Source organism: Pseudomonas sp. UYIF39 (genome assembly GCF_029963765.1).
Classification (GTDB): domain Bacteria; phylum Pseudomonadota; class Gammaproteobacteria; order Pseudomonadales; family Pseudomonadaceae; genus Aquipseudomonas.
This window is the reverse complement of sequence record NZ_JALBYU010000009.1, coordinates 159,280-180,402: the sequence shown is the minus strand read 5'-3', so window position 1 is coordinate 180,402 and position 21,123 is coordinate 159,280. Positions and strand designations below refer to the sequence as shown.

Sequence of the window (21,123 nt, the reverse complement as noted above, 5' to 3'; positions counted from 1 at the left end):
CTACCGCGAAGAGGCTGGTCAACAAAGGGGCGTCAATTTGCCACAGTCATGGGCTTTGCGCTGCTTTTATGTCGACTGAGCGGCGCCAAAGATTAGGCGGCTTTTGCGAATACCGACGAAATGGTCAACAGCAAACAAAAGTTCCTTATATTTCACGAAAGGCGGACGACCGGCCCAAAAATAGCCGGCCGGCCACGGAACCAGACAGGGGTTTTCTCTTCTAAGCTTCAGCTTGGCAGCCATGCCATTCCCCTTCGCCCCAGGAGCTACACCATGTCGCTGCGTTCTATCGCCCTGCTTTCGTTCTGCGTGTTGTTGGCCGCTTGCAGCAAGATCAATCAGGAAAACTACTCGAAGTTGTCGTCAGGCATGCCCAAAGCCGAGGTAGAAACCTTGCTGGGTAAACCCGCCGATTGCTCGGGCGCGCTCGGCATGTCCAGTTGCACCTGGGGCGACAAGAACAGCTTTATCAGCGTGCAGTACGCCGGTGACAAAGTGCTGATGTTTTCCGGCCAAGGCCTGAAGTAATCCGGGGCTATGCGCCCACGGGAGAAAAACAATGAAGCGGTTATTGATAGTCCTTTTAGCCGGCCTGGTATTGGCCGGCTGCGCCACGTCTGGCGTAGATCCGTTGGCACCGAAAACCGCCAATAGCGTCAATCTCAAGAAGTACCAAGGGACCTGGTACGAGTTGGCTCGCCTGCCGATGTATTTCCAGCGCAACTGCGCGCAATCCGAGGCCCACTACACGCTCAAGCCTGATGGCAAGGTGTTGGTGCTCAATCGCTGCCTGACGGCAGACTGGCAATGGGAAGAGGCCAAAGGCGTGGCCTGGCCACAGGAGCCGGGCAAAACCGACAAGCTGTGGGTCGAGTTCGATAACTGGTTTTCGCGGCTGATTCCGGGTGTGGCGAAGGGAGAGTACTGGGTGTTGTATGTCAGCGATGACTACAAGACCGCCATTGTTGGCGATCCGAGCCGCAAGTATCTATGGCTGCTGTCACGGACCCCGACGGTCAATGGCGTAGTGCGTGAGGAGTTGCTGAGCAAGGCACGTCAGCAGGGTTACGACACTACGCGGCTGATCTGGCGCGCGACCGAAACGCAGATGGCCAAGACCTCTAACTAAAGGCTGGTAAAGAACTCTGTGGGAGCGAGCTTGCTCGCGATAGCGGACTGTCAGACAACATTAATGTTGAATCTGGCGGCCCCATCGCGAGCAAGCTCGCTCCCACAATGGTTTCCGGTTTCAGCCCAACAAGTCGCGAAGGACTTGGGTGAAGGCGCGGTTACTCTCTTCTTCGTCCGCATGACGCCCGTCGCGCACAACCCACTGGCCATTGACCAGCACATCCCGCACTTGGCGATCGCCACCGGCAAACAACCAACGATTGAGAATCCCGTCGCCACTGGCCGTCGCCAGGTACGGATCGTTGCCATCCAGCACCAGCCAATCCGCACGTTTGCCAACTTCCAGCGCACCGATCGACTGACTCAGCGCCTGAGCCCCGCCATCCAGTGCTGCGTCGTACAGCGTGCGGCCAACCATCGGCTGATCCGCGCCATACAAACGATTACGGCGTTGGTCGCGCAGACGCTGGCCGTATTCCAGCCAACGCAATTCTTCCACCACGCTCAATGACACATGGCTGTCGGAACCGATGCCCATGCGCCCGCCCTGAGCGAGGAAATCCACAGCAGGGAAAATCCCGTCGCCGAGGTTGGCTTCGGTGGTCAGGCACAAACCGGCGATGGCGCGACTCTTGGCCATCAGCGTGACTTCTTCCGGGTTGGCGTGGGTTGCGTGAACCAGGCACCAGCGCTGATCGACCTCGGTGTTTTCGTACAGCCATTGCAGCGGACGGCGGCCGCTCCAGCTCAGGCAGTCATCGACTTCCTTCTGCTGTTCGGCGATGTGAATGTGCACCGGGCACTGCTGGTCGCTGGCCGCCAGCACTTCGCTGATCTGCTGCGGTGTTACCGCGCGCAATGAGTGGAAACACAAACCCAGCGACTGCGCCGGTTGCTGCGCCAGGATTGGCTGCAAGCGCGACTGAAGCTTGAGGTAGTTTTCGGTGCTGTTGATAAAGCGGCGCTGGCCTTCGTTCGGGGCCTGGCCGCCGAAACCTGAATGGCTGTAGAGCACCGGTAGCAGGGTCAGGCCGATCCCGGCGGAACTGGCGGCCTGGCTGATGCGCAGCGCCAGTTCGGCCGGGTCCGCGTAAGGGTGGCCGTTGGTGTCGTGGTGTACGTAATGAAATTCAGCGACCGAGGTGTAACCGGCCTTGAGCATTTCGATGTACAGCTGACGGGCGATGACGCCGAGTTGATCCGGGCTGATTTTTCCGACGAGGCGATACATCAAATCGCGCCAGGTCCAGAAACTGTCATTCGGATTACCCGCCACTTCCGCCAGCCCGGCCATGGCGCGCTGGAAGGCGTGGGAGTGTAGATTCGGCATTCCCGGCAGCAGCGGACCGCTTAGCCGTTCGGCGCCATCTGCATTGGAATCGGCCTGGATACGGGTCAACACGCCATCGGCGTTGACCTCAAGACGTACATTGTTGGCCCATCCACTAGGCAGCAGCGCGCGTTCGGCAAAGAAGGCGGACATGGTTCAGCACCCCATCGTGTGTTATTTGTATATACATATACAGACGTTTGCCTGCTCGGTAAACTCCGGCAAGCTAGCAACCTCTCTTCAACGAACAAGGATTAACCGTGCCGACTCCGCCCCAAGTGTCACCGTTGGCCGCGAACATGGGCGACAGTCCGGCGCCCTTGTACGCCCGCGTCAAACAGATGATCACCCAGCAAATCGACAGTGGAAACTGGCCGCCGCACTACCGCGTTCCGTCGGAAAGCGAGCTGGTCAACCAGCTGGGTTTCAGCCGCATGACCATCAACCGCGCCCTGCGGGAGATGACCGCCGATGGTCTGCTGGTGCGCATGCAGGGTGTCGGCACTTTTGTCGCTGAGCCGAAAAGTCAGTCTGCGCTGTTTGAAGTGCACAACATCGCCGACGAAATCGCCTCCCGTGGCCATCGCCACACCTGCAAGGTCATTACCCTCGAAGAAGAGGCCGCCGGTTCCGAGCGCGCCCTGGCGCTGGACATGCGTGAAGGCCAGAAAGTCTTTCACTCGCTGATCGTGCATTTCGAAAATGATATCCCGGTGCAAATCGAAGACCGTTTCGTCAATGCATTGGTGGCACCGGACTACCTCAAGCAGGACTTCACCCTGCAAACGCCATACGCCTATCTGAACCAGGTCGCGCCGCTGACTGAAGGCGAGCACGTGGTCGAGGCGATTCTGGCCGAGGCCAGCGAGTGCAAGTTGCTGCAGATTGAGAAGGGCGAGCCGTGCCTGCTGATTCGTCGCCGCACCTGGTCCGGTCGTCAGCCAGTAACCGCCGCCCGTTTGATCCACCCCGGTTCCCGTCATCGTCTGGAAGGTCGGTTCCATAAATGAGTCAGTTCAAGGTTCTACGCGCAATAGATTACCCACGCATGCCATGGAAAAACGGCGGCGGCAGTACCGAAGAAATCACCCGCGATGCAGGCACCGGCCTTGATGGATTTGGCTGGCGCCTGTCGATTGCTGATATTGGCGAGTCGGGCGGCTTCTCGGTGTTCGCCGGCTATGAGCGGGTGATCACCGTATTGCGGGGCGACGGCATGACCTTGCGGGTTGATGGCCAGGACACGCGGCCATTGTTACCGATCGATCCGTTTGCCTTTAGCGGCGAGAGCCAGGTTTCCTGCACATTGCTCGGCGGGCCGATTCGCGACTTCAACCTGATTTATGCACCGCAGCGTTACAGCGCGCGATTGCAGTGGTTGGACGGCGAGCAGCGGTTTTTCAGCTCGGCGGGCACCGTGCTCGTGTTCAGTGTCACCGACGAGCTTGAAGTGAAGGTCGGTAACAACGCCTCACAACTGGGGCGGCATGATTGCCTGCAACTCGACGGTAACGCCGGCCTGCTGGAAGTCTCCAGTAATGGCTCATGCTGTGTGATTGAGCTGACTGCACGCTGATTCATAATCCCCAAAAGATCGCAGCCTCGTTTCACTCGACAGCTCCTACATGGCGTTCACCTTGTAGGAGCTGTCGAGTGAAACGAGGCTGCGATCTTTTGCTTTTCAACGTTCCCGAATGCGCACCACTTTGTTACCGAACGCCCCAGCGTGGCGCAAACCCCCGCTCAAGTAACAGCTGTAACCCTCCTCGCAAAATCCCCCCGAAAAATTTCATCTTTGCCAGAACCCTTGATCCAGGCGCTTTCCAGCCCTTTCAAAACTTTTCTTGAACACTCATCCAGCAAGTTGGCCGCTTGATTGCATATGCTTGTATGTACAAGTAAAGACGTATGCGTATGAGTCGACCGAGACTCTCCGCAGCGTCCACTGATTCGCTTGTGGCGCAATGATGCGCACAGGCTGGCTTGCCCACTGCCAGGGTTGGTTTGAATTGATCGCTGAGGAGTCTTTTTCGTGACTGACAATACCCAGAAACCTACCAAGTATCGTGACGTAGAAATCCGCGCTGCCCGCGGTAACAAGCTGACCGCCAAGAGCTGGCTGACCGAAGCGCCGCTGCGCATGTTGATGAACAACCTCGACCCGGAAGTCGCCGAAAACCCTAAAGAACTGGTGGTTTACGGTGGTATCGGTCGTGCGGCACGTAACTGGGAATGCTACGACAAGATCGTCGAAAGCCTGACCAACCTGAATGACGACGAGACACTGCTGGTGCAATCCGGCAAGCCGGTCGGCGTGTTCAAGACCCACAGCAACGCCCCCCGCGTACTGATCGCCAACTCCAACCTGGTGCCACACTGGGCGAGCTGGGAACACTTCAACGAACTCGACGCCAAAGGCCTGGCCATGTACGGCCAGATGACCGCCGGCAGCTGGATCTACATCGGTAGCCAGGGCATCGTTCAGGGCACCTACGAAACCTTCGTCGAAGCCGGTCGCCAACACTACAACGATGACCTGACAGGTCGTTGGGTTCTGACCGCAGGCCTCGGCGGCATGGGCGGCGCTCAGCCTCTGGCCGCGACCCTGGCCGGCGCTTGCTCGCTGAACATCGAATGCCAGCAGGTCAGCATCGATTTCCGCCTGAACAGCCGTTATGTCGATGAGCAAGCCACCGACCTCGACGACGCGCTGGCCCGCATCGCCAAATACACCAAGGAAGGCAAAGCGATTTCCATCGCCTTGCTGGGTAACGCCGCTGAAATTCTGCCAGAACTGGTCAAGCGCGGCGTGCGCCCGGACATGGTCACCGACCAGACCAGCGCCCACGACCCGCTCAACGGTTACCTGCCAGCCGGCTGGACCTGGGAAGAGTACCGCGCTCGCGCCAAGACCGAGCCTGCTGCCGTGGTGAAAGCCGCCAAGCAATCGATGGCTGTGCACGTCAAAGCGATGTTGGACTTCCAGAAAATGGGTATTCCAACCTTCGACTACGGCAACAACATCCGTCAGATGGCCCAGGAAGAAGGCGTCGAGAACGCATTCGACTTCCCAGGCTTCGTACCCGCTTACATCCGTCCGCTGTTCTGCCGCGGTATCGGTCCGTTCCGTTGGGCTGCACTGTCGGGCGATCCGCAAGACATTTACAAAACCGACGCCAAAGTAAAAGAGCTGATCCCGGACGACGCCCACCTGCACAACTGGCTGGACATGGCGCGTGAGCGCATCAGCTTCCAGGGTCTGCCGGCACGTATCTGCTGGGTTGGCCTGGGCCTGCGCGCCAAGCTCGGTCTGGCGTTCAACGAAATGGTTCGCAGCGGTGAATTGTCCGCGCCAATCGTGATCGGCCGCGACCACCTGGACTCCGGTTCGGTCGCCAGCCCGAACCGCGAAACCGAATCCATGCAAGACGGTTCCGATGCCGTGTCCGACTGGCCACTGCTCAACGCTCTGCTCAACACCGCGAGCGGCGCGACCTGGGTTTCCCTGCACCATGGCGGCGGCGTCGGCATGGGCTTCTCCCAGCACTCGGGCATGGTGATTGTCTGCGACGGTACTGACGAAGCGGCCGAGCGTATCGCTCGCGTCCTGCACAACGACCCGGCGACCGGTGTCATGCGTCACGCCGATGCGGGTTACCAGATCGCGATCGACTGCGCCAAGGAACAGGGCCTGAACCTGCCGATGATTACCGGTAAATAACAACGCAAAGCCAACCCCACAAAACAATCCACAGAGGTTGAATCATGGCTGTTAACAGCGATCGTGCAGGCAGTAAACCGTTGATCGAGAAACGTTCGATCGACTACATCCCGGAAGCGGAGAGACACGGTCGTCTGTTGAGCCAGTTCACCCTGTGGATGGGTGCCAACCTGCAAATCACCGCGATTGTCACCGGGGCCCTGGCCGTGGTGCTGGGCGGTGATGTGTTCTGGTCGTTGATCGGTCTGTTGATCGGTCAACTGCTCGGCGGTGGCGTAATGGCGCTGCATGCCGCGCAAGGGCCCAAGCTTGGCCTGCCGCAGATGATCTCCAGCCGGGTACAGTTCGGCGTGTATGGCGCGGCCATCCCGATCGTGCTGGTCTGTCTGATGTACCTCGGTTTCACTGCGACGGGCACCGTGCTTTCGGGCCAGGCGCTGGGCCAGTTGTTTGGCGTCAGCGATAGCGTCGGTATCCTCATCTTCGCCAGTGTCATCGTGCTGGTCACGGTGCTCGGTTATCGGGTGATCCATTGGATCGGCCGTGTCGCCAGCGTCATTGGTGTGATTGCCTTTGTTTATCTGTTCAGCCGTCTGATGAGCCAGACGGACGTGGGTGCACTCCTGCAAATCCGCCACTTCAGCTGGAGCAGCTTCCTGCTTGCGGTGTCGCTCGCGGCGTCCTGGCAGATCGCCTTCGGCCCTTATGTGGCTGACTATTCACGCTACCTGCCGAGCAAGACTTCCTCGGTGAAAACCTTTTTCGCCGCAGGCGCAGGTTCGGTGATTGGCGCACAGGTGGCGATGATCCTCGGCGTGTTTGCCGCCGCCTCGGCCAACGGGCAATTCGCCGGCCACGAAGTGGCCTACATCGTGGGTCTGGGCGGTACCGGTGCCACCGCCGCGTTGCTGTATTTCAGCATTGCGTTCGGCAAGGTCACCATCTCCACGCTGAACTCCTACGGCAGCTTCATGTGCATTGCGACCATCATCAGCGGTTTCCGTGGTGAGCTGAAGGTAACGCGCTTGCAGCGTCTGGTCTTCGTGCTGGTCATCGTCGGTACTGCGACCCTGATGGCGTTGCTCGGTCAGCACTCGTTCCTCGGCGCGTTCAAGTCTTTCATCCTGTTCTTGCTGGCGTTCTTTACGCCTTGGAGCGCGATCAACCTGGTGGACTACTACTGCATCACTCGCGAGCGCTATGACGTGCCGGCGCTGGCTGATCCGAACGGTCGCTACGGCCGTTGGAACCCCCTCGGTATCAGCGTCTATGTCTTCGGTGTGCTGGTGCAGCTGCCGTTCATCTCTACCAAGTTCTATACCGGTCCGCTGGTGGCAGCTCTGGGTGATGTGGATATTTCCTGGATCATCGGTCTGGTGCTTCCCGCAGCCCTGTATTACGTATGCGCAAAAAAATGGCATGGATCGGTACCCGATCAACTGATCCTGCCGGTCGAGCAGGACAGCGTTGTACAACCTAAAAATAGCGGGGCTGGTCGCGCTGCGGCGCAGGCCTGATTGGACGTGGACAGGGCTGGATGCCTCTTGACTGCCGTAAGCCAACTCATGATTAGGAGCGTCACTACAATGAAATCGAACAAGACCCTGCTGACCACATTGCTTTCCATGGGCCTGCTGGCCAGCGCCGGCGCCACTCAGGCGGCGGGTTGGTGCGAGTCGGGTAAACCGGTGAAGTTCGCCGGCCTGAACTGGGAAAGCGCCATGCTGCTGACCGACGTGCTGCAAGTCGTGTTGGAGAAAGGTTACGACTGCAAGACCGACAGCCTGCCAGGCAACTCCATCACCATGGAAAACGCCCTGAGCAGCAATGACATTCAAGTGTTTGCCGAAGAGTGGGTCGGCCGCAGCGAAGTCTGGAACAAGGCTGAGAAGGCCGGCAAGGTTGTCGGTGTCGGCGCTCCGGTGGTTGGCGCAATCGAAGGCTGGTACGTGCCGCGTTACGTGATCGAAGGCGACGCCAAGCGCAAGCTGGAGCCTAAAGCCCCGGACCTGAAAGCCATCGCCGATCTGGGCAAATACGCTGCAGTGTTCAAGGATCAGGAAGAGCCATCCAAGGGCCGTTTCTATAACTGCCCGGCGGGCTGGACCTGTGAGCTGGATAACAGCGAAATGCTGAAAAGCTACGGCCTGGAAAGCACCTACACCAACTTCCGTCCGGGCACCGGTCCAGCACTGGATGCCGCGGTGCTGTCGAGCTACAAGCGTGGCGAGCCGATCCTGTTCTACTACTGGTCGCCAACCCCGCTGATGGGCCAGGTTGATCTGGTGAAACTCGAAGAGAAACCAGGCGTGGACAAGAGCGTGACCATCAAGGTCGGCCTGTCCAAGACTTTCCACGAACAAGCCCCGGAACTGGTGGCCGTGCTGGAAAAGGTCAACCTGCCGATCGACATCCTCAACCAAAACCTGGGGCGCATGACCAAAGAGCGGATCGAATCGCCAAAACTGGCCAAGATCTTCTTGAAGGAACATCCTGAAGTCTGGCACGCATGGGTGAGCGAAGACGCTGCCAAAAAGATCGACGCGGCCTTGTAGGTTGAGCCTCTCCGACTGCCCTGGGCGGCAGTCGGGTGCTTGATCGCAACCCCTTGATTGAGAGTCTCTTATGTTTCCCGAAAGCTTTACCTTTTCCATCGCCGACTGGGTCAACAGTTGGGTCGATTCACTGGTCACCAACTACGGCGACGTGTTCCGGCACATCTCCGACACCCTGTTGTGGGCCATCGTCAATCTTGAAGGCATGCTGCGTGCGGCGCCGTGGTGGCTGATGCTGGCAATCGTTGCCGGCGTTGCCTGGCACGCGACCCGCAAAGTCGTGACCACCGCCGTGATCGTTGGCTTGTTGTTCCTGGTGGGGGCGGTCGGCCTCTGGGACAAGCTGATGCAGACCCTGGCGCTGATGATGGTGGCGACCATCATTTCGGTGATGATCGGCATTCCGCTGGGCATTCTTTCGGCGCGCAGCAATCGCCTGCGTTCGATCTTGATGCCGCTGCTGGACATCATGCAGACCATGCCGAGTTTCGTGTACCTGATCCCGGTGCTGATGCTGTTCGGCCTGGGCAAGGTCCCGGCGATTTTCGCCACCGTGATCTACGCCGCACCACCGCTGATCCGCCTGACTGATCTGGGTATTCGCCAGGTCGACGGCGAAGTGATGGAAGCGATCAACGCCTTCGGTGCCAACCGTTGGCAGCAACTGTTTGGCGTGCAACTGCCGCTGGCCATGCCGAGCATCATGGCCGGGATCAACCAGACCACCATGATGGCGCTGTCGATGGTAGTGATTGCCTCGATGATCGGTGCCCGTGGCTTGGGTGAAGACGTACTGGTGGGGATTCAGACCCTCAACGTCGGACGTGGCCTGGAAGCCGGTCTGGCGATCGTGATTCTGGCTGTGGTGATCGACCGCATTACTCAGGCGTACGGTCGGGCACGGCATGAGGTGAGCAAATGAACAACGCGACCGTAAGCAAGATCGAAGTCAAAAACGTCTTCAAGATTTTCGGCAACCGTTCCAAGGATGCGCTGGCCATGATCGGTCAGGGCAAAACCAAGGATCAGGTACTGTCCGAAACGGGCTGTGTGGTCGGCGTGAACGACTTGTCCCTGAGCATTGGCACCGGCGAGATCTTCGTGATCATGGGCCTGTCGGGTTCCGGCAAGTCGACGCTGGTGCGCCACTTCAATCGCCTGATCGACCCGACCAGCGGCGCGATCCTGGTGGACGGCGTGGACATCCTGCAATACGACATGGAAGCACTGCGCGAATTTCGCCGGCACAAGATCAGCATGGTGTTCCAGAGCTTCGGCCTGCTGCCGCACAAGACCGTGGTGGATAACGTTGCCTACGGCCTGAAAGTGCGTGGCGAGACCAAGCAAATGTGCTCCGAACGCGCGCTGCACTGGATCAACACCGTGGGCCTCAAGGGCTACGAAAACAAATACCCGCATCAGCTCTCGGGCGGCATGCGTCAGCGTGTGGGCCTGGCCCGTGCCTTGGCGGCAGACACTGACATCATCCTGATGGACGAAGCGTTCAGTGCCCTCGACCCGCTGATCCGCGCCGAGATGCAGGATCAGTTGCTGGAACTGCAAAAGACCCTGCACAAGACCATCGTCTTCATCACCCACGACCTCGACGAGGCCGTGCGCATCGGCAACCGCATTGCGATTCTCAAAGATGGCCGCCTGATTCAGGTCGGCACGCCAAGAGAGATCCTGCATTCGCCGGCGGATGAGTATGTGGACCGGTTCGTACAGCGGCGGGCGGCGGTGGTTTGAAGTTGATGATTGGAAGGTGGTGAAAATCCATTGTGGCGAGGGGGCTTGCCCCCGTTGGGCTGCGGAGCAGCCCCAAAAATTTTGCGACCGCTGCGCGCTCGAACGGGGGCAAGCCCCCCCGCCACAGGGTTTCATTGATCAGCAGAATTGGTATGAGGCTCCAGATGTCCCAGGCTGAAAAAATCGTTATCGCCGACGCCCCGTTGCGTTGGCAGGATGTGGTCGCCGTAGCCCGTCATGGCGCACAGCTTGAGCTGTCACCACAGACTTGGGCGCGGATCGAAAATGCCCAGGCCATCGTTCAGCGCATCGTCGTCAGCGGTGAGCGCGCTTATGGCGTCAACACCGGGCTCGGCGCGCTGTGCAATGTCTCGCTCAAAGATGAGCAACTCAGCCAGCTGTCGCGTAACACCCTGCTCAGTCACGCCTGTGGCGTCGGTGCACCATTGGCCGACGAACAGACCCGCGCAATTATCTGCGCCGCCATCGTCAATTACAGCCACGGCAAATCCGGCATTCATCGCCGGGTGGTCGAAGCGCTGTTGGCGCTGCTCAATCGCGGCATCACGCCGCAAGTGCCGTCCCAGGGTTCGGTGGGTTATCTGACCCATATGGCCCACGTCAGCATTGCGTTGCTGGGTGTCGGCAATGTCAGCTATCGCGGGCAGATCGTTTCCGCGCAGCAAGCTCTGGCCGAAGAAGGTCTGCAACCGGTTCAGCTCGGTGCCAAAGATGGCTTGTGCCTGGTGAACGGCACGCCGTGCATGTCCGGCCTCAGCTGCCTGGCACTGGCCGACGCCACGCGTCTGGTGCAATGGGCCGACGTGATCGGTGCCATGAGCTTCGAAGCTCAGCGCGGTCAGATTGCCGCGTTCGATGCCGAGATCATCGCGCTCAAACCGCATCCAGGCATGCAGCAAGTCGGCATCAATCTGCGGGCGTTGCTCGATGGCAGCGAAGTGATTGCCAGCAGCAAAGGCATTCGTACTCAGGATGCATTGAGCATCCGCTCGATTCCGCAAGTTCACGGTGCCGCTCGCGATCAGCTTGAGCACGCGAAAAAGCAGATCGAAACCGAACTCAACTCGGTCACCGACAACCCGATGCTGCTGGGCACGCCGGACAACTTCCGCGTCATGTCCCAAGCCAACCCGCATGGCCAGTCGGTCGCGATGGCGGCGGATTTGCTGGCGATCGCCATGGCGGAAATCGGCTCCATCGCCGAACGTCGTCTGGACCGCTTGATCAACCCGCATGTCAGCGGCTTGCCGGCATTCCTGGTGGCCAATCCGGGGGTGAACTCCGGAATGATGATCGTCCAGTACGTCGCCGCTTCGCTGTGTGCGGAAAACCGTCAGTTGGCGCAACCGGCGGTACTCGACAACTACGTCACTTCGGGGCTGCAAGAAGACCACCTGAGCATGGGCACCAACGCCGCGTTGAAGCTGCATCGCGCCCTGGAAAACTGCACGCAGATCCTCGCCATCGAGTACCTGCTGGCGGCTCAGGCGTTTGAGTTCTTGAAAGAGCAACGCTTCGGCGCCGGCACCGATGCCGCCTGGCGTCTGCTGCGCGAGCGAGTCCCGGCCTACGACCAGGATCGCTGGCTGGCACCGGACATCGCCAGTGCCGCCGCTGTTTTGAAAGACCCGATTTTGCTGCACAAAGTGTTACCGAACCTGAACTGATTTCCACCACACCAGCGTGCCAAGGCGCGGCTCCCCAGAAGGTGAGACGCGACGGACAACGGACAACTCCGGAGCGTCTGGTGAGTATTCACCTAAGAGAAGACAAACTCTCAAAAGGAGCACGAAATGACTGCGTTAAACCTGATTCCCGGCCAACTGAGCCTTGCCCAACTGCGTGATGTTTATCAGCAGCCGGTCAAAATCACTCTGGACAACAGTGCCTCGGCCCAGATCGAAGCCAGCGTTGCCTGCGTGGAACAGATCCTCGCCGAGAACCGCACCGCTTATGGCATCAACACCGGTTTCGGCCTGCTGGCGTCTACCCGTATCGCCAGCGAAGACCTGGAAAACCTGCAGCGCTCGCTGGTGCTGTCCCACGCCGCCGGTGTCGGCGAGCCGATCAGCGACGCGCTGGTTCGCTTGGTCATGGTGCTCAAGGTCAACAGCCTGAGCCGCGGTTTTTCCGGCATTCGTCGCGTAGTGATCGACGCGCTGATCGCGCTGATCAACGCCGAGGTTTACCCGCACATTCCATTGAAAGGTTCGGTCGGTGCATCCGGTGACCTGGCGCCTTTGGCCCATATGTCGCTGGTGCTGCTGGGCGAAGGTAAAGCTCGCTACAAAGGCGAGTGGATGGAAGCAACCGAAGCGCTGAAAGTCGCCGGTCTGACCCCGCTGACCCTGGCTGCCAAAGAAGGTCTGGCGCTGCTCAACGGCACTCAGGTTTCTACCGCTTATGCATTGCGCGGTTTGTTCGAAGGCGAAGACCTGTTTGCTGGCGCCCTGGCCATTGGTGGTATGACTGTTGAAGCCGTGCTGGGCTCGCGCTCGCCGTTCGACGCGCGCATCCACGCCGCTCGTGGCCAGAAAGGCCAGATCGACGCTGCTGCCGCTTACCGCGATCTGCTGGGCGAGCGTAGCGAAGTGTCCGACTCGCACCAGAACTGCGAAAAGGTCCAGGACCCGTACTCCCTGCGCTGCCAGCCGCAAGTCATGGGCGCCTGCCTGACCCAGTTCCGCCAGGCTGCCGAAGTGCTGGCTATCGAAGCCAACGCGGTTTCCGACAACCCGCTGGTATTCGCCGCTGAAGGCGACGTGATCTCCGGCGGTAACTTCCACGCCGAACCGGTCGCCATGGCTGCCGACAACATGGCCTTGGCCATCGCTGAAATCGGTTCCCTGAGCGAACGTCGTATCTCGCTGATGATGGACAAGCACATGTCGCAACTGCCGCCGTTCCTGGTGGCCAATGGCGGCGTGAACTCCGGCTTCATGATCGCCCAGGTGACCGCTGCGGCACTGGCCAGCGAGAACAAGGCGCTGTCCCATCCGCACTCGGTGGACAGCCTGCCGACATCGGCGAACCAGGAAGACCACGTTTCCATGGCCCCGGCTGCCGGCAAGCGCCTGTGGGAAATGGCCGAAAACACGCGCGGCGTTCTCGCGGTGGAATGGTTGGCGGCCTGCCAGGGTCTGGATTTGCGTGACGGTCTTAAGACCTCGGCGAAGCTGGAAAAGGCTCGCGCCATCCTGCGTGCTGAAGTGCCGTTCTATGAGAAGGACCGGTTCTTTGCACCGGACATCAATGCTGCTAGCGAGCTTCTAGCGACTCGTTGCCTGAACGAGCTGGTTTCGGCGAAGTTGCTGCCTAGCCTGTAATGGCCTCTTCGCGAGCAGGCTCACTCCCACATTGGATTGCGCTGAACCTGTGGGAGCGAGCTTGCTCGCGATTCGATTTTGCGTCGAATAAGAATAAATAAGGACGAGCAATGCAACAGCCAGCAAAAGGTTTGAAACGCGGGCTCTCTGCCCGACATATTCGCTTCATGGCACTGGGGTCGGCGATCGGCACCGGGCTGTTTTACGGTTCTGCCTCGGCCATTCAAATGGCCGGGCCTGCGGTCCTGCTCGCTTACCTGATCGGTGGCGCGGCAGTGTTCATGGTCATGCGCGCCCTCGGCGAGATGGCGGTGCACAACCCGGTAGCGGGCTCTTTCGGCCACTACGCCAGCACTTATCTTGGGCCGATGGCGGGCTTCATCCTCGGTTGGACCTACGCGTTTGAGATGGTCATCGTCGGCATGGCTGACGTCACCGCATTCGGTATTTACATGGGCTTCTGGTTTCCGGAAGTCGCCCGCTGGATCTGGGTACTGGGCATCGTTTCGGTAGTCGGCGGCTTGAACCTGTGCAACGTCAAAGTCTTCGGTGAAATGGAGTTCTGGCTGTCGCTGCTCAAGGTCGCGGCCATTGTCGCGATGATCCTCGGTGGCTTCGGCATCATGCTGTTCGGCATCAGCACGGCGCCCGGCGCCCAGGCGACCGACATCAGCAATCTCTGGAGCCATGGCGGCTTCATGCCCAATGGCGTGGGCGGCCTGATCGCTTCGTTTGCGGTGGTGATGTTTGCGTTCGGCGGCATTGAAATCATCGGCGTGACCGCCGGTGAAGCCAAAGACCCGCAGCACGTGCTGCCTCGGGCGATCAACGCCGTACCGTTGCGTATCCTGCTGTTTTACGTGCTGACGATGTTCGTGCTGATGTCGATCTTTCCATGGCAGCAGATCGGCAGCCAAGGCAGTCCATTCGTGCAGATTTTCGACAACCTGGGAATCAGCTCGGCGGCGACCATTCTCAATATCGTGGTGATCTCGGCGGCAGTGTCGGCCATCAACAGTGACATCTTCGGCGCTGGCCGCATGATGTACGGTCTGGCCCAGCAAGGGCATGCGCCCAAAGGCTTCGCCCGCTTGTCGCGCAACGGTGTGCCATGGATGACCGTGGTGGTGATGAGCGTCGCGCTGCTGCTGGGCGTGCTGCTGAACTACTTGATTCCGGAAAACGTGTTCCTGTTGATCGCCTCTATCGCCACCTTTGCGACGGTGTGGGTCTGGTTGATGATTCTGTTCACCCAAGTGGCCATGCGTCGCTCCATGAGTGCCGAGCAGGTCGCCCAACTGAAATTCCCGGTACCGTTCTGGCCTTATGCGCCGATGGCGGCGATTGCCTTCATGCTGTTCATCTTTGGCGTGTTGGGCTATTTCCCGGACACCCAGGCGGCTCTGATCGTCGGCGTGGTCTGGATTGTATTGCTGGTGCTGGCCTACCTGACGTGGGTGAAACCGGCGGCAGGGAAGGCAGTACCGGTGGAGCGGGAACCTTCTTTTTCTCATCGATAACCTAACGGAGGCCACGGATGAAAACTCTCTGGCAACACTGCCACGTCGCAACCATGGCGCAAGGCGTCTACTCGATCATCGAGGATGCGGCCATCGTGACGTCAGGGGCGCACATTGAGTGGATCGGCCCTCGCGCTGAACTGCCGTCGGGCGAGTACCTGGCAGTCAATGATCTTAAAGGGGCCTGGGTGACGCCGGGCCTGATCGACTGCCACACCCACACGGTGTTCGGCGGTAACCGCAGCGGTGAATTCGAGCAGCGTCTGCAAGGCGTCAGCTATGCAGAAATCGCAGCGGCTGGCGGTGGCATCGCCAGCACCGTGCGCGCTACTCGCGCGGCGACCGAAGACGAGCTGTTCGCCAGCGCCGCCAAACGTCTGAAGAGCCTGATGCGCGACGGCGTGACCACCGTAGAGATGAAATCTGGCTACGGCCTGGACCTGGCCAGCGAACGCAAGATCCTGCGGGTCATCCGCCGTCTCGGCGCCGAGTTCCCGGTCAGCGTGCGCAGCACCTGCCTGGCCGCTCACGCCTTGCCGCCGGAATACGTGGATCGTGCCGACGACTACATCGATCACATCTGCGCCGAGATGCTTCCGGCCCTGGCCGCCGAAGGGCTGGTGGATGCGGTGGACGCGTTCTGCGAATACCTGGCGTTTTCGCCGGCGCAGGTCGAGCGGGTGTTCATCGCCGCACAACAACTCGGCTTGCCGGTGAAGCTGCATGCCGAACAGTTGTCGTCGTTGCATGGTTCGAGTCTGGCGGCGCGTTACCACGCACTGTCGGCCGATCACCTGGAATTCATGACCGAAGACGACGCCATCGCCATGGCCAAGTCCGGCACCGTCGCGGTGTTGCTGCCCGGCGCCTTTTACTTCCTGCGGGAAACCCAATTGCCGCCGATGGAGGCTTTGCGCAAACACGGCGTGAAAATAGCCATCGCCACCGACCTCAACCCAGGCACCTCACCGGCACTGTCGTTGCGTTTGATGCTGAACATGGCGTGCACCTGTTTCCGCATGACCCCGGAAGAAGCCTTGGCGGGTGCAACGATTCATGCCGCTACGGCGTTGGGCATGGCTGAAACTCATGGCTCGCTGGAAGTCGGCAAGGCCGCGGATTTCGTCGCCTGGCAAATCGATCGTCCGGCCGACCTGTCGTACTGGCTGGGCGGTGACCTGGAAAAACGCGTCGTGCGTCACGGCGTTGAAGTGAGCATTTAGGAGAACAGTTGTGGATAAGGTTCTGAACTTCAAACAAGGTCGCGTGCCGCTGTTGATCAGCATGCCCCACGCCGGCCTGCGCCTGACGCCGACGGTCGAAGCCGGGTTGATCCCCGACGCGAAAAGCCTGCCGGACACTGACTGGCATATCCCGCAGCTATACGAGTTTGCTGCCGAGCTGGGCGCCAGCACCTTGGCCGCCGAGTACTCGCGTTTTGTCATCGACCTGAATCGACCATCTGACGACAAGCCTTTGTATGTCGGTGCAACCACCGGTCTGTACCCGGCAACGCTGTTCGACGGTATTCCGTTGTTCCGCGAAGGGCATGAGCCGTCAGCGGCGGAGCGGGCGACGTATCTGGAGCAAGTCTGGACGCCGTACCACAGCACTTTGCAGAGCGAGCTGGCGCGACTCAAAGCCGAGTTTGGCTACGCATTGCTGTTCGATGCGCACTCGATCCGTTCGGTGATCCCGCACCTATTCGACGGCAAACTGCCGGACTTCAACCTCGGCACCTTCAACGGCGCCAGTTGCGATCCACAGCTGGCCAGTCAGCTGGAAGCCATCTGCGCGCGCCACGGCGATTACAGCCATGTGCTGAACGGTCGCTTCAAGGGCGGCCACATCACCCGGCATTACGGCAACCCGGCCGAGAACATCCATGCCGTGCAACTGGAGTTGGGCCAGTGCACGTACATGGAAGAGTTCGAGCCGTTTCGTTATCGCCCGGACCTGGCGGCGCCGACGCAGGTGATGCTCAAGGAATTGCTGCAAGGCCTGTTGGCCTGGGGCAAAACGCACTACAAACGTTAGAACTTGCCGCATAACCCTGTGGGAGCGAGCAAGTCGGATCGCCGCACCGCCGCTCCCACAGGTAAAGCACTTCGTTACCAAGTCGCCACCGTGCAAATCTCGGTCGCTACAGTTCGCTTTTACCCTCTCGACGCTGCGTAATGTTCTGGGCACGGTGCACAAAGACACCGGCCCACAATAATCCGCTGCCGCACGAGACCCTCCCAATGAAAAGACTGTTCACCCGCTGTCTCTCAATCCTCTGCGGCACTGCTCTGCTGAGCACCAGTGTTCTGGCCAGTGACGACGCTTCCTGCAAGGCCGTGCGCATGGGCGTGGTCAACTGGACCGACGTGATCGCCACCAGCGGCATGGCTGACGTACTGCTCAACGGCCTCGGCTACGAAAGCAAGCAAACCAGCGCCGTGCAGCAAATCATCTTCGCCGGCATCCGCGACAAACGCCTGGACATCTACCTCGGTTACTGGAAACCGGCGATGGACAAAAACATCGCGCCGTTCCTGGCTGCCAATCAGGTGAAAGTCATGGACAAACCGAGCCTGGCCGACGCTCAGGCAACCCTCGCCGTACCTGAGTACGTCGCCGAAGCGGGCCTGAAAACCTTCGCCGATATCGCCAAATTCAAGGATCAACTCGGCGGCAAAATCTACGGCATCGAGCCCGGCAGTGGCGCCAATACCACCATCAAAACCATGATCGAGACCAATCAATTTGGCTTGAAGGATTTCAAGCTGATCGAGTCGGGTGAGGCCGGCATGCTTGCCGCCGTTCAGCGGGCGGTGAATCGCAAGGAATTCGTGGTGTTCGTCGGCTGGACCCCGCACCCGATGAACATCAATATGAAGGTCGCCTACCTGACCGGCAGTGAAGACGTTTACGGCCCGAACGAAGGCGCCGCCACCGTCTCCACCGTGACCGCCCCGGACTACGCCCAGCGCTGCCCGAACGTAAACCGCTTGCTGGAAAACCTGACCTTCAATGCTGCTCAGGAAAGCCAGTTGATGGTGCCGATCATGGAGCGCAAGACGCCGCAGGATGTTGCCAAGCAGTGGTTGCGCGACCATCCGGAAGATCTGCAGCGCTGGCTGGCAGGTGTCAGCAGTTTTGATGGCAAGGATGGCGTGGCGACCGTTCAGACCAGTTTGAAACTTTGATGAGTTCCTATCCGTTATCCGAGCAAATGGCGGCTTTCGTCGAGAAAACCGTCAGCTTCAACAGCACCGACAGCAGTCTCGGTGGTTTGCGCCAGGCTTATAGCGACATGTGCCGGGCGTTCACTCCGTCACGTCCCGCCGGGCTGTATGTGGTCGATTTTGAATTGGCTGGCGTGCCGGTGCGGTCTTATCAACCGCCGGTTTCGCCACCGACCAGCGGTTGCCCGTGCATTGTTTATCTGCACGGGGGCGGGTGGGTGGTGGGGGATCTGGATTCCCACGACTTCATCTGCGCCGAACTGGCATCGACACTCGGCGTGCTGGTGATCGCCGTCGATTATCGGTTGGCGCCGGAACATCCATTTCCGGCGGCGTTCGAGGATTGTCTGGGTGTCTGGCGCGCACTACGGACCGGGCCATTCCGGCTCGATCCCGAGCGAACGCTGGTGGTCGGGGACAGCGCCGGTGGCAACCTTGCGGCGGCGTTGTGTCTGGCGTTGCGCGATGCGGGCGAGCCATTGCCGGCTGCGCAGGTGCTGATTTATCCGGGGCTGGGCGGTGATCACCGATTGCCGTCGCGCAGCGAATGCGTCGATGCTCCCTTGCTCAGCAGCAGCGACCTGGATTGTTATCACACCCTGTACTTGCGCGGCACCGGACAGCCAAGTGCTTATGCGATGCCGTTGCTCGCCGAGGATTTCAGTAGGTTGCCGCCGGCCTTGATCGCCGTAGCGCAATTCGACCCGCTGCGCGATGACGGCATGCTCTACGCCGAGCGACTGAATGCAGCAGGCGTGGCAGCGACGCTTTATTACGGGGAGGGGTTGGTTCACGGCTGTTTGCGGGCTCGGGGGCAGGTCGCCGAGGTCGACGCACTCTATGAAACGCTGCTCGTCTATTTGTCTGAAAAAACGGGCTGAAAAACTCTGACTCTGCAAGGCATGCTCATTGGCGTAATTCGGGTTTATGATGCCGGACGGCAGAATAATAGAAGTCCCCCCAGGGATGACCTCGACCCCTTACGGAGCGCGCAATGCAGACTTTGTACCCGCAGATCAAACCCCACGCCCGGCACGATCTGGCCGTCGATGAAACCCACACGCTGTATGTCGACGAAAGCGGTTCGCCGGAAGGTTTGCCGGTTGTATTCATCCACGGCGGCCCCGGCGCCGGGTGTGATGCCCAGAGCCGTCGGTTTTTCGATCCGAACCTGTATCGCATTGTGACCTTCGACCAGCGCGGTTGCGGTCGTTCCACGCCCCACGCGAGCCTGGAAAACAACACCACTTGGGATCTGGTCGCCGACCTTGAGCGGATTCGCCAGCACCTTGGCATCGAAAAATGGGTGTTGTTCGGCGGTTCGTGGGGTTCGACCCTGGCGCTGGCCTACGCGCAAACCCACCCGGAGCGTGTGCACGGTCTGATTCTGCGCGGGATTTTTCTCTGCCGTCCGCAGGAAATCGAATGGTTCTACCAGTGTGGCGCCAGTCGTCTGTTCCCCGATTACTGGCAGGACTACATCGCACCGATCCCGATGGACGAGCGCGAAGACTTGCTCTCGGCGTTCCACAAGCGCCTGATCGGCAACGATCAGATTGCCCAGATGCACGCAGCCAAGGCCTGGTCCACCTGGGAAGGCCGGACCGCCACCCTGCGCCCGAACCCGATGGTGGTCGATCGTTTCTCTGAGCCACAGCGCGCGTTGTCCATCGCCCGCATCGAATGTCACTACTTCACCAACAATGCGTTCCTTGAGCCCAACCAGCTGATCCGCGACATGGGCAAGATCGCTCATTTGCCTGGCGTGATCGTCCACGGTCGCTACGACGTGATCTGCCCGCTGGATAACGCCTGGGAACTGCATCAGAACTGGCCGAACAGTGAATTGCAGGTGATCCGTGACGCCGGCCATGCCGCCTCCGAACCTGGCATTACTGACGCACTGGTTCGCGCCGCCGATCAGATGGCCCATCGTCTGCTCGACCTGGCCCCTGAAGAAGCATGAAGGGCCTGCTGCAACGCGTGCGTGGCGCGCGAGTCGAGGTAGCGGGGGAGGTGGTTGGCGCCGTCGATCAGGGTTTGCTGGTGTTGGTGGCGATTGAGCCCGAGGATACTCGGGCCAGCGCCGACAAACTTCTGCAGAAGCTGCTTAACTATCGTGTGTTCAGTGACGCCGAAGGCAAGATGAATCTGTCCCTGGCGGATGTAGGCGGTGGGTTGCTGCTGGTCTCACAGTTCACCCTGGCCGCCGATACCAAGAGCGGGTTGCGTCCGAGTTTTTCGACCGCTGCCCCTCCGGCCCTGGGCGAGGAACTTTTCGACTATCTATTAGGCAAAGCGAAACAGGTGCATGGCACTGTGGCATCAGGTAGATTCGGCGCGGATATGCAGGTGCACCTGGTCAACGACGGCCCGGTAACCTTCCTGTTACAGACCTGAAAGCGCTTGAAACATGTTTTTAAGGGCTTTTCGACTGAAAACAGGCGTTTTTCGCGATAAATACTTTGTTACCCCTGATGCGTTGTAACGCGGCCTACTAGATAATCGCGCGCTACGGGGATCAGCGTTCGTTGGTCCAT

The 21,123-nt window shown here is 59.8% G+C and carries 20 protein-coding genes; 18 read left to right on the top strand and 2 right to left on the bottom strand.

Translation table 11 applies throughout. The annotated features are described in order from the left end of the window. Positions 1-66: 66 nt before the first annotated feature. The gene (locus MO767_RS14830) at positions 67-243 is read right to left on the bottom strand and encodes a hypothetical protein (RefSeq protein ID WP_165353246.1); all 177 of its coding nucleotides are present in this window, start codon (positions 241-243) and stop codon (positions 67-69) included. Between the two features lie 30 nt (positions 244-273). Here MO767_RS14830 and MO767_RS14825 point away from each other — a divergent pair, with 30 nt between their 5' ends. After that, the gene (locus tag MO767_RS14825; protein WP_033055306.1) at positions 274-528 is read left to right on the top strand and encodes a lipoprotein; all 255 of its coding nucleotides are present in this window, start codon (positions 274-276) and stop codon (positions 526-528) included. A 31-nt stretch (positions 529-559) separates the two neighbouring features. Further along, the gene (locus tag MO767_RS14820) at positions 560-1,129 is read left to right on the top strand and encodes a lipocalin family protein (RefSeq protein WP_282481109.1); all 570 of its coding nucleotides are present in this window, start codon (positions 560-562) and stop codon (positions 1,127-1,129) included. A gap of 120 nt (positions 1,130-1,249) precedes the next feature. On the opposite strand, the gene MO767_RS14815 is transcribed toward MO767_RS14820, so the two are convergent. Continuing rightward, positions 1,250-2,614 (bottom strand): formimidoylglutamate deiminase, encoded by a 1,365-nt coding sequence (locus MO767_RS14815; RefSeq protein ID WP_282481108.1) that lies wholly within the window; start codon positions 2,612-2,614, stop codon positions 1,250-1,252. A gap of 146 nt (positions 2,615-2,760) precedes the next feature. Between MO767_RS14815 and hutC the strand changes: the two genes are divergently transcribed. The 16 genes from hutC (at position 2,761) to dtd (ending at position 20,983) form a co-directional block, all read left to right on the top strand. After that, positions 2,761-3,471 carry a histidine utilization repressor gene (hutC, locus tag MO767_RS14810; protein WP_177326944.1) on the top strand — a complete coding sequence of 237 codons (711 nt, stop codon included), beginning with the start codon at positions 2,761-2,763 and terminating at the stop codon, positions 3,469-3,471. Beyond that, the gene (locus MO767_RS14805; RefSeq protein ID WP_282481107.1) at positions 3,468-4,037 is read left to right on the top strand and encodes a HutD family protein; all 570 of its coding nucleotides are present in this window, start codon (positions 3,468-3,470) and stop codon (positions 4,035-4,037) included. Before hutC ends, MO767_RS14805 begins: the two co-directional genes overlap by 4 nt. A gap of 456 nt (positions 4,038-4,493) precedes the next feature. Continuing rightward, entirely contained in the window at positions 4,494-6,182 is a 1,689-nt protein-coding gene (gene hutU, locus MO767_RS14800; protein ID WP_282481106.1) for a urocanate hydratase, read from the top strand. Positions 6,183-6,226: 44 nt separating this feature from the next. Beyond that, positions 6,227-7,699 (top strand): cytosine permease, encoded by a 1,473-nt coding sequence (locus tag MO767_RS14795; protein ID WP_282481105.1) that lies wholly within the window; start codon positions 6,227-6,229, stop codon positions 7,697-7,699. A 69-nt stretch (positions 7,700-7,768) separates the two neighbouring features. Beyond that, a complete protein-coding gene (locus MO767_RS14790) occupies positions 7,769-8,737 on the top strand; it encodes an ABC transporter substrate-binding protein (protein WP_282481104.1) in 969 nt (322 codons plus the stop codon). Positions 8,738-8,807: 70 nt separating this feature from the next. Further along, on the top strand, positions 8,808-9,659 hold the full coding sequence (locus MO767_RS14785; RefSeq protein ID WP_282481103.1) for a proline/glycine betaine ABC transporter permease: 852 nt from the start codon (positions 8,808-8,810) through the stop codon (positions 9,657-9,659). Further along, the gene (locus tag MO767_RS14780) at positions 9,656-10,486 is read left to right on the top strand and encodes a glycine betaine/L-proline ABC transporter ATP-binding protein (RefSeq protein WP_282481102.1); all 831 of its coding nucleotides are present in this window, start codon (positions 9,656-9,658) and stop codon (positions 10,484-10,486) included. The genes MO767_RS14785 and MO767_RS14780 overlap by 4 nt, the downstream gene beginning before the upstream one ends. A gap of 164 nt (positions 10,487-10,650) precedes the next feature. Then, positions 10,651-12,174, top strand: coding sequence for a histidine ammonia-lyase (gene hutH / locus MO767_RS14775; protein ID WP_282481101.1), 1,524 nt, complete (start codon positions 10,651-10,653; stop codon positions 12,172-12,174). 126 nt (positions 12,175-12,300) lie between these two features. After that, positions 12,301-13,833: a histidine ammonia-lyase gene (gene hutH / locus MO767_RS14770; RefSeq protein WP_282481100.1), complete on the top strand. Its 1,533-nt coding sequence runs from the start codon at positions 12,301-12,303 to the stop codon at positions 13,831-13,833. A 110-nt stretch (positions 13,834-13,943) separates the two neighbouring features. After that, complete coding sequence (locus MO767_RS14765; protein WP_129439215.1) at positions 13,944-15,353, top strand: amino acid permease; 1,410 nt, start codon at positions 13,944-13,946, stop codon at positions 15,351-15,353. A gap of 17 nt (positions 15,354-15,370) precedes the next feature. Continuing rightward, on the top strand, positions 15,371-16,576 hold the full coding sequence (gene hutI, locus MO767_RS14760) for an imidazolonepropionase (protein WP_282481099.1): 1,206 nt from the start codon (positions 15,371-15,373) through the stop codon (positions 16,574-16,576). A gap of 10 nt (positions 16,577-16,586) precedes the next feature. Further along, complete coding sequence (gene hutG, locus MO767_RS14755) at positions 16,587-17,390, top strand: N-formylglutamate deformylase (RefSeq protein WP_282481098.1); 804 nt, start codon at positions 16,587-16,589, stop codon at positions 17,388-17,390. 206 nt (positions 17,391-17,596) lie between these two features. Then, the gene (locus tag MO767_RS14750; RefSeq protein WP_282481097.1) at positions 17,597-18,544 is read left to right on the top strand and encodes a choline ABC transporter substrate-binding protein; all 948 of its coding nucleotides are present in this window, start codon (positions 17,597-17,599) and stop codon (positions 18,542-18,544) included. Then, positions 18,544-19,464 (top strand): alpha/beta hydrolase, encoded by a 921-nt coding sequence (locus tag MO767_RS14745; protein ID WP_282481096.1) that lies wholly within the window; start codon positions 18,544-18,546, stop codon positions 19,462-19,464. Before MO767_RS14750 ends, MO767_RS14745 begins: the two co-directional genes overlap by 1 nt. 113 nt (positions 19,465-19,577) lie before the next feature. Beyond that, the gene (gene pip / locus MO767_RS14740) at positions 19,578-20,549 is read left to right on the top strand and encodes a prolyl aminopeptidase (protein ID WP_282481095.1); all 972 of its coding nucleotides are present in this window, start codon (positions 19,578-19,580) and stop codon (positions 20,547-20,549) included. Beyond that, on the top strand, positions 20,546-20,983 hold the full coding sequence (gene dtd / locus MO767_RS14735; protein ID WP_123366967.1) for a D-aminoacyl-tRNA deacylase: 438 nt from the start codon (positions 20,546-20,548) through the stop codon (positions 20,981-20,983). Before pip ends, dtd begins: the two co-directional genes overlap by 4 nt. Positions 20,984-21,123 lie beyond the last annotated feature (140 nt).

Coding starts and splice junctions, on each gene's coding strand:
- MO767_RS14745 (WP_282481096.1), top strand. CDS start 18,544: ATGAGTTCCTATCCGTTATCCGAGCAAATGGCGGCTTTCGTCGAGAAA.
- MO767_RS14820 (WP_282481109.1), top strand. CDS start 560: ATGAAGCGGTTATTGATAGTCCTTTTAGCCGGCCTGGTATTGGCCGGC.
- MO767_RS14815 (WP_282481108.1), bottom strand. CDS start 2,614: ATGTCCGCCTTCTTTGCCGAACGCGCGCTGCTGCCTAGTGGATGGGCC.
- MO767_RS14780 (WP_282481102.1), top strand. CDS start 9,656: ATGAACAACGCGACCGTAAGCAAGATCGAAGTCAAAAACGTCTTCAAG.
- MO767_RS14785 (WP_282481103.1), top strand. CDS start 8,808: ATGTTTCCCGAAAGCTTTACCTTTTCCATCGCCGACTGGGTCAACAGT.
- MO767_RS14830 (WP_165353246.1), bottom strand. CDS start 243: ATGGCTGCCAAGCTGAAGCTTAGAAGAGAAAACCCCTGTCTGGTTCCG.
- MO767_RS14805 (WP_282481107.1), top strand. CDS start 3,468: ATGAGTCAGTTCAAGGTTCTACGCGCAATAGATTACCCACGCATGCCA.
- MO767_RS14795 (WP_282481105.1), top strand. CDS start 6,227: ATGGCTGTTAACAGCGATCGTGCAGGCAGTAAACCGTTGATCGAGAAA.
- MO767_RS14750 (WP_282481097.1), top strand. CDS start 17,597: ATGAAAAGACTGTTCACCCGCTGTCTCTCAATCCTCTGCGGCACTGCT.
- MO767_RS14825 (WP_033055306.1), top strand. CDS start 274: ATGTCGCTGCGTTCTATCGCCCTGCTTTCGTTCTGCGTGTTGTTGGCC.
- hutH (WP_282481100.1), top strand. CDS start 12,301: ATGACTGCGTTAAACCTGATTCCCGGCCAACTGAGCCTTGCCCAACTG.
- pip (WP_282481095.1), top strand. CDS start 19,578: ATGCAGACTTTGTACCCGCAGATCAAACCCCACGCCCGGCACGATCTG.
- hutH (WP_282481101.1), top strand. CDS start 10,651: ATGTCCCAGGCTGAAAAAATCGTTATCGCCGACGCCCCGTTGCGTTGG.
- MO767_RS14765 (WP_129439215.1), top strand. CDS start 13,944: ATGCAACAGCCAGCAAAAGGTTTGAAACGCGGGCTCTCTGCCCGACAT.
- MO767_RS14790 (WP_282481104.1), top strand. CDS start 7,769: ATGAAATCGAACAAGACCCTGCTGACCACATTGCTTTCCATGGGCCTG.
- hutI (WP_282481099.1), top strand. CDS start 15,371: ATGAAAACTCTCTGGCAACACTGCCACGTCGCAACCATGGCGCAAGGC.
- hutC (WP_177326944.1), top strand. CDS start 2,761: ATGGGCGACAGTCCGGCGCCCTTGTACGCCCGCGTCAAACAGATGATC.
- dtd (WP_123366967.1), top strand. CDS start 20,546: ATGAAGGGCCTGCTGCAACGCGTGCGTGGCGCGCGAGTCGAGGTAGCG.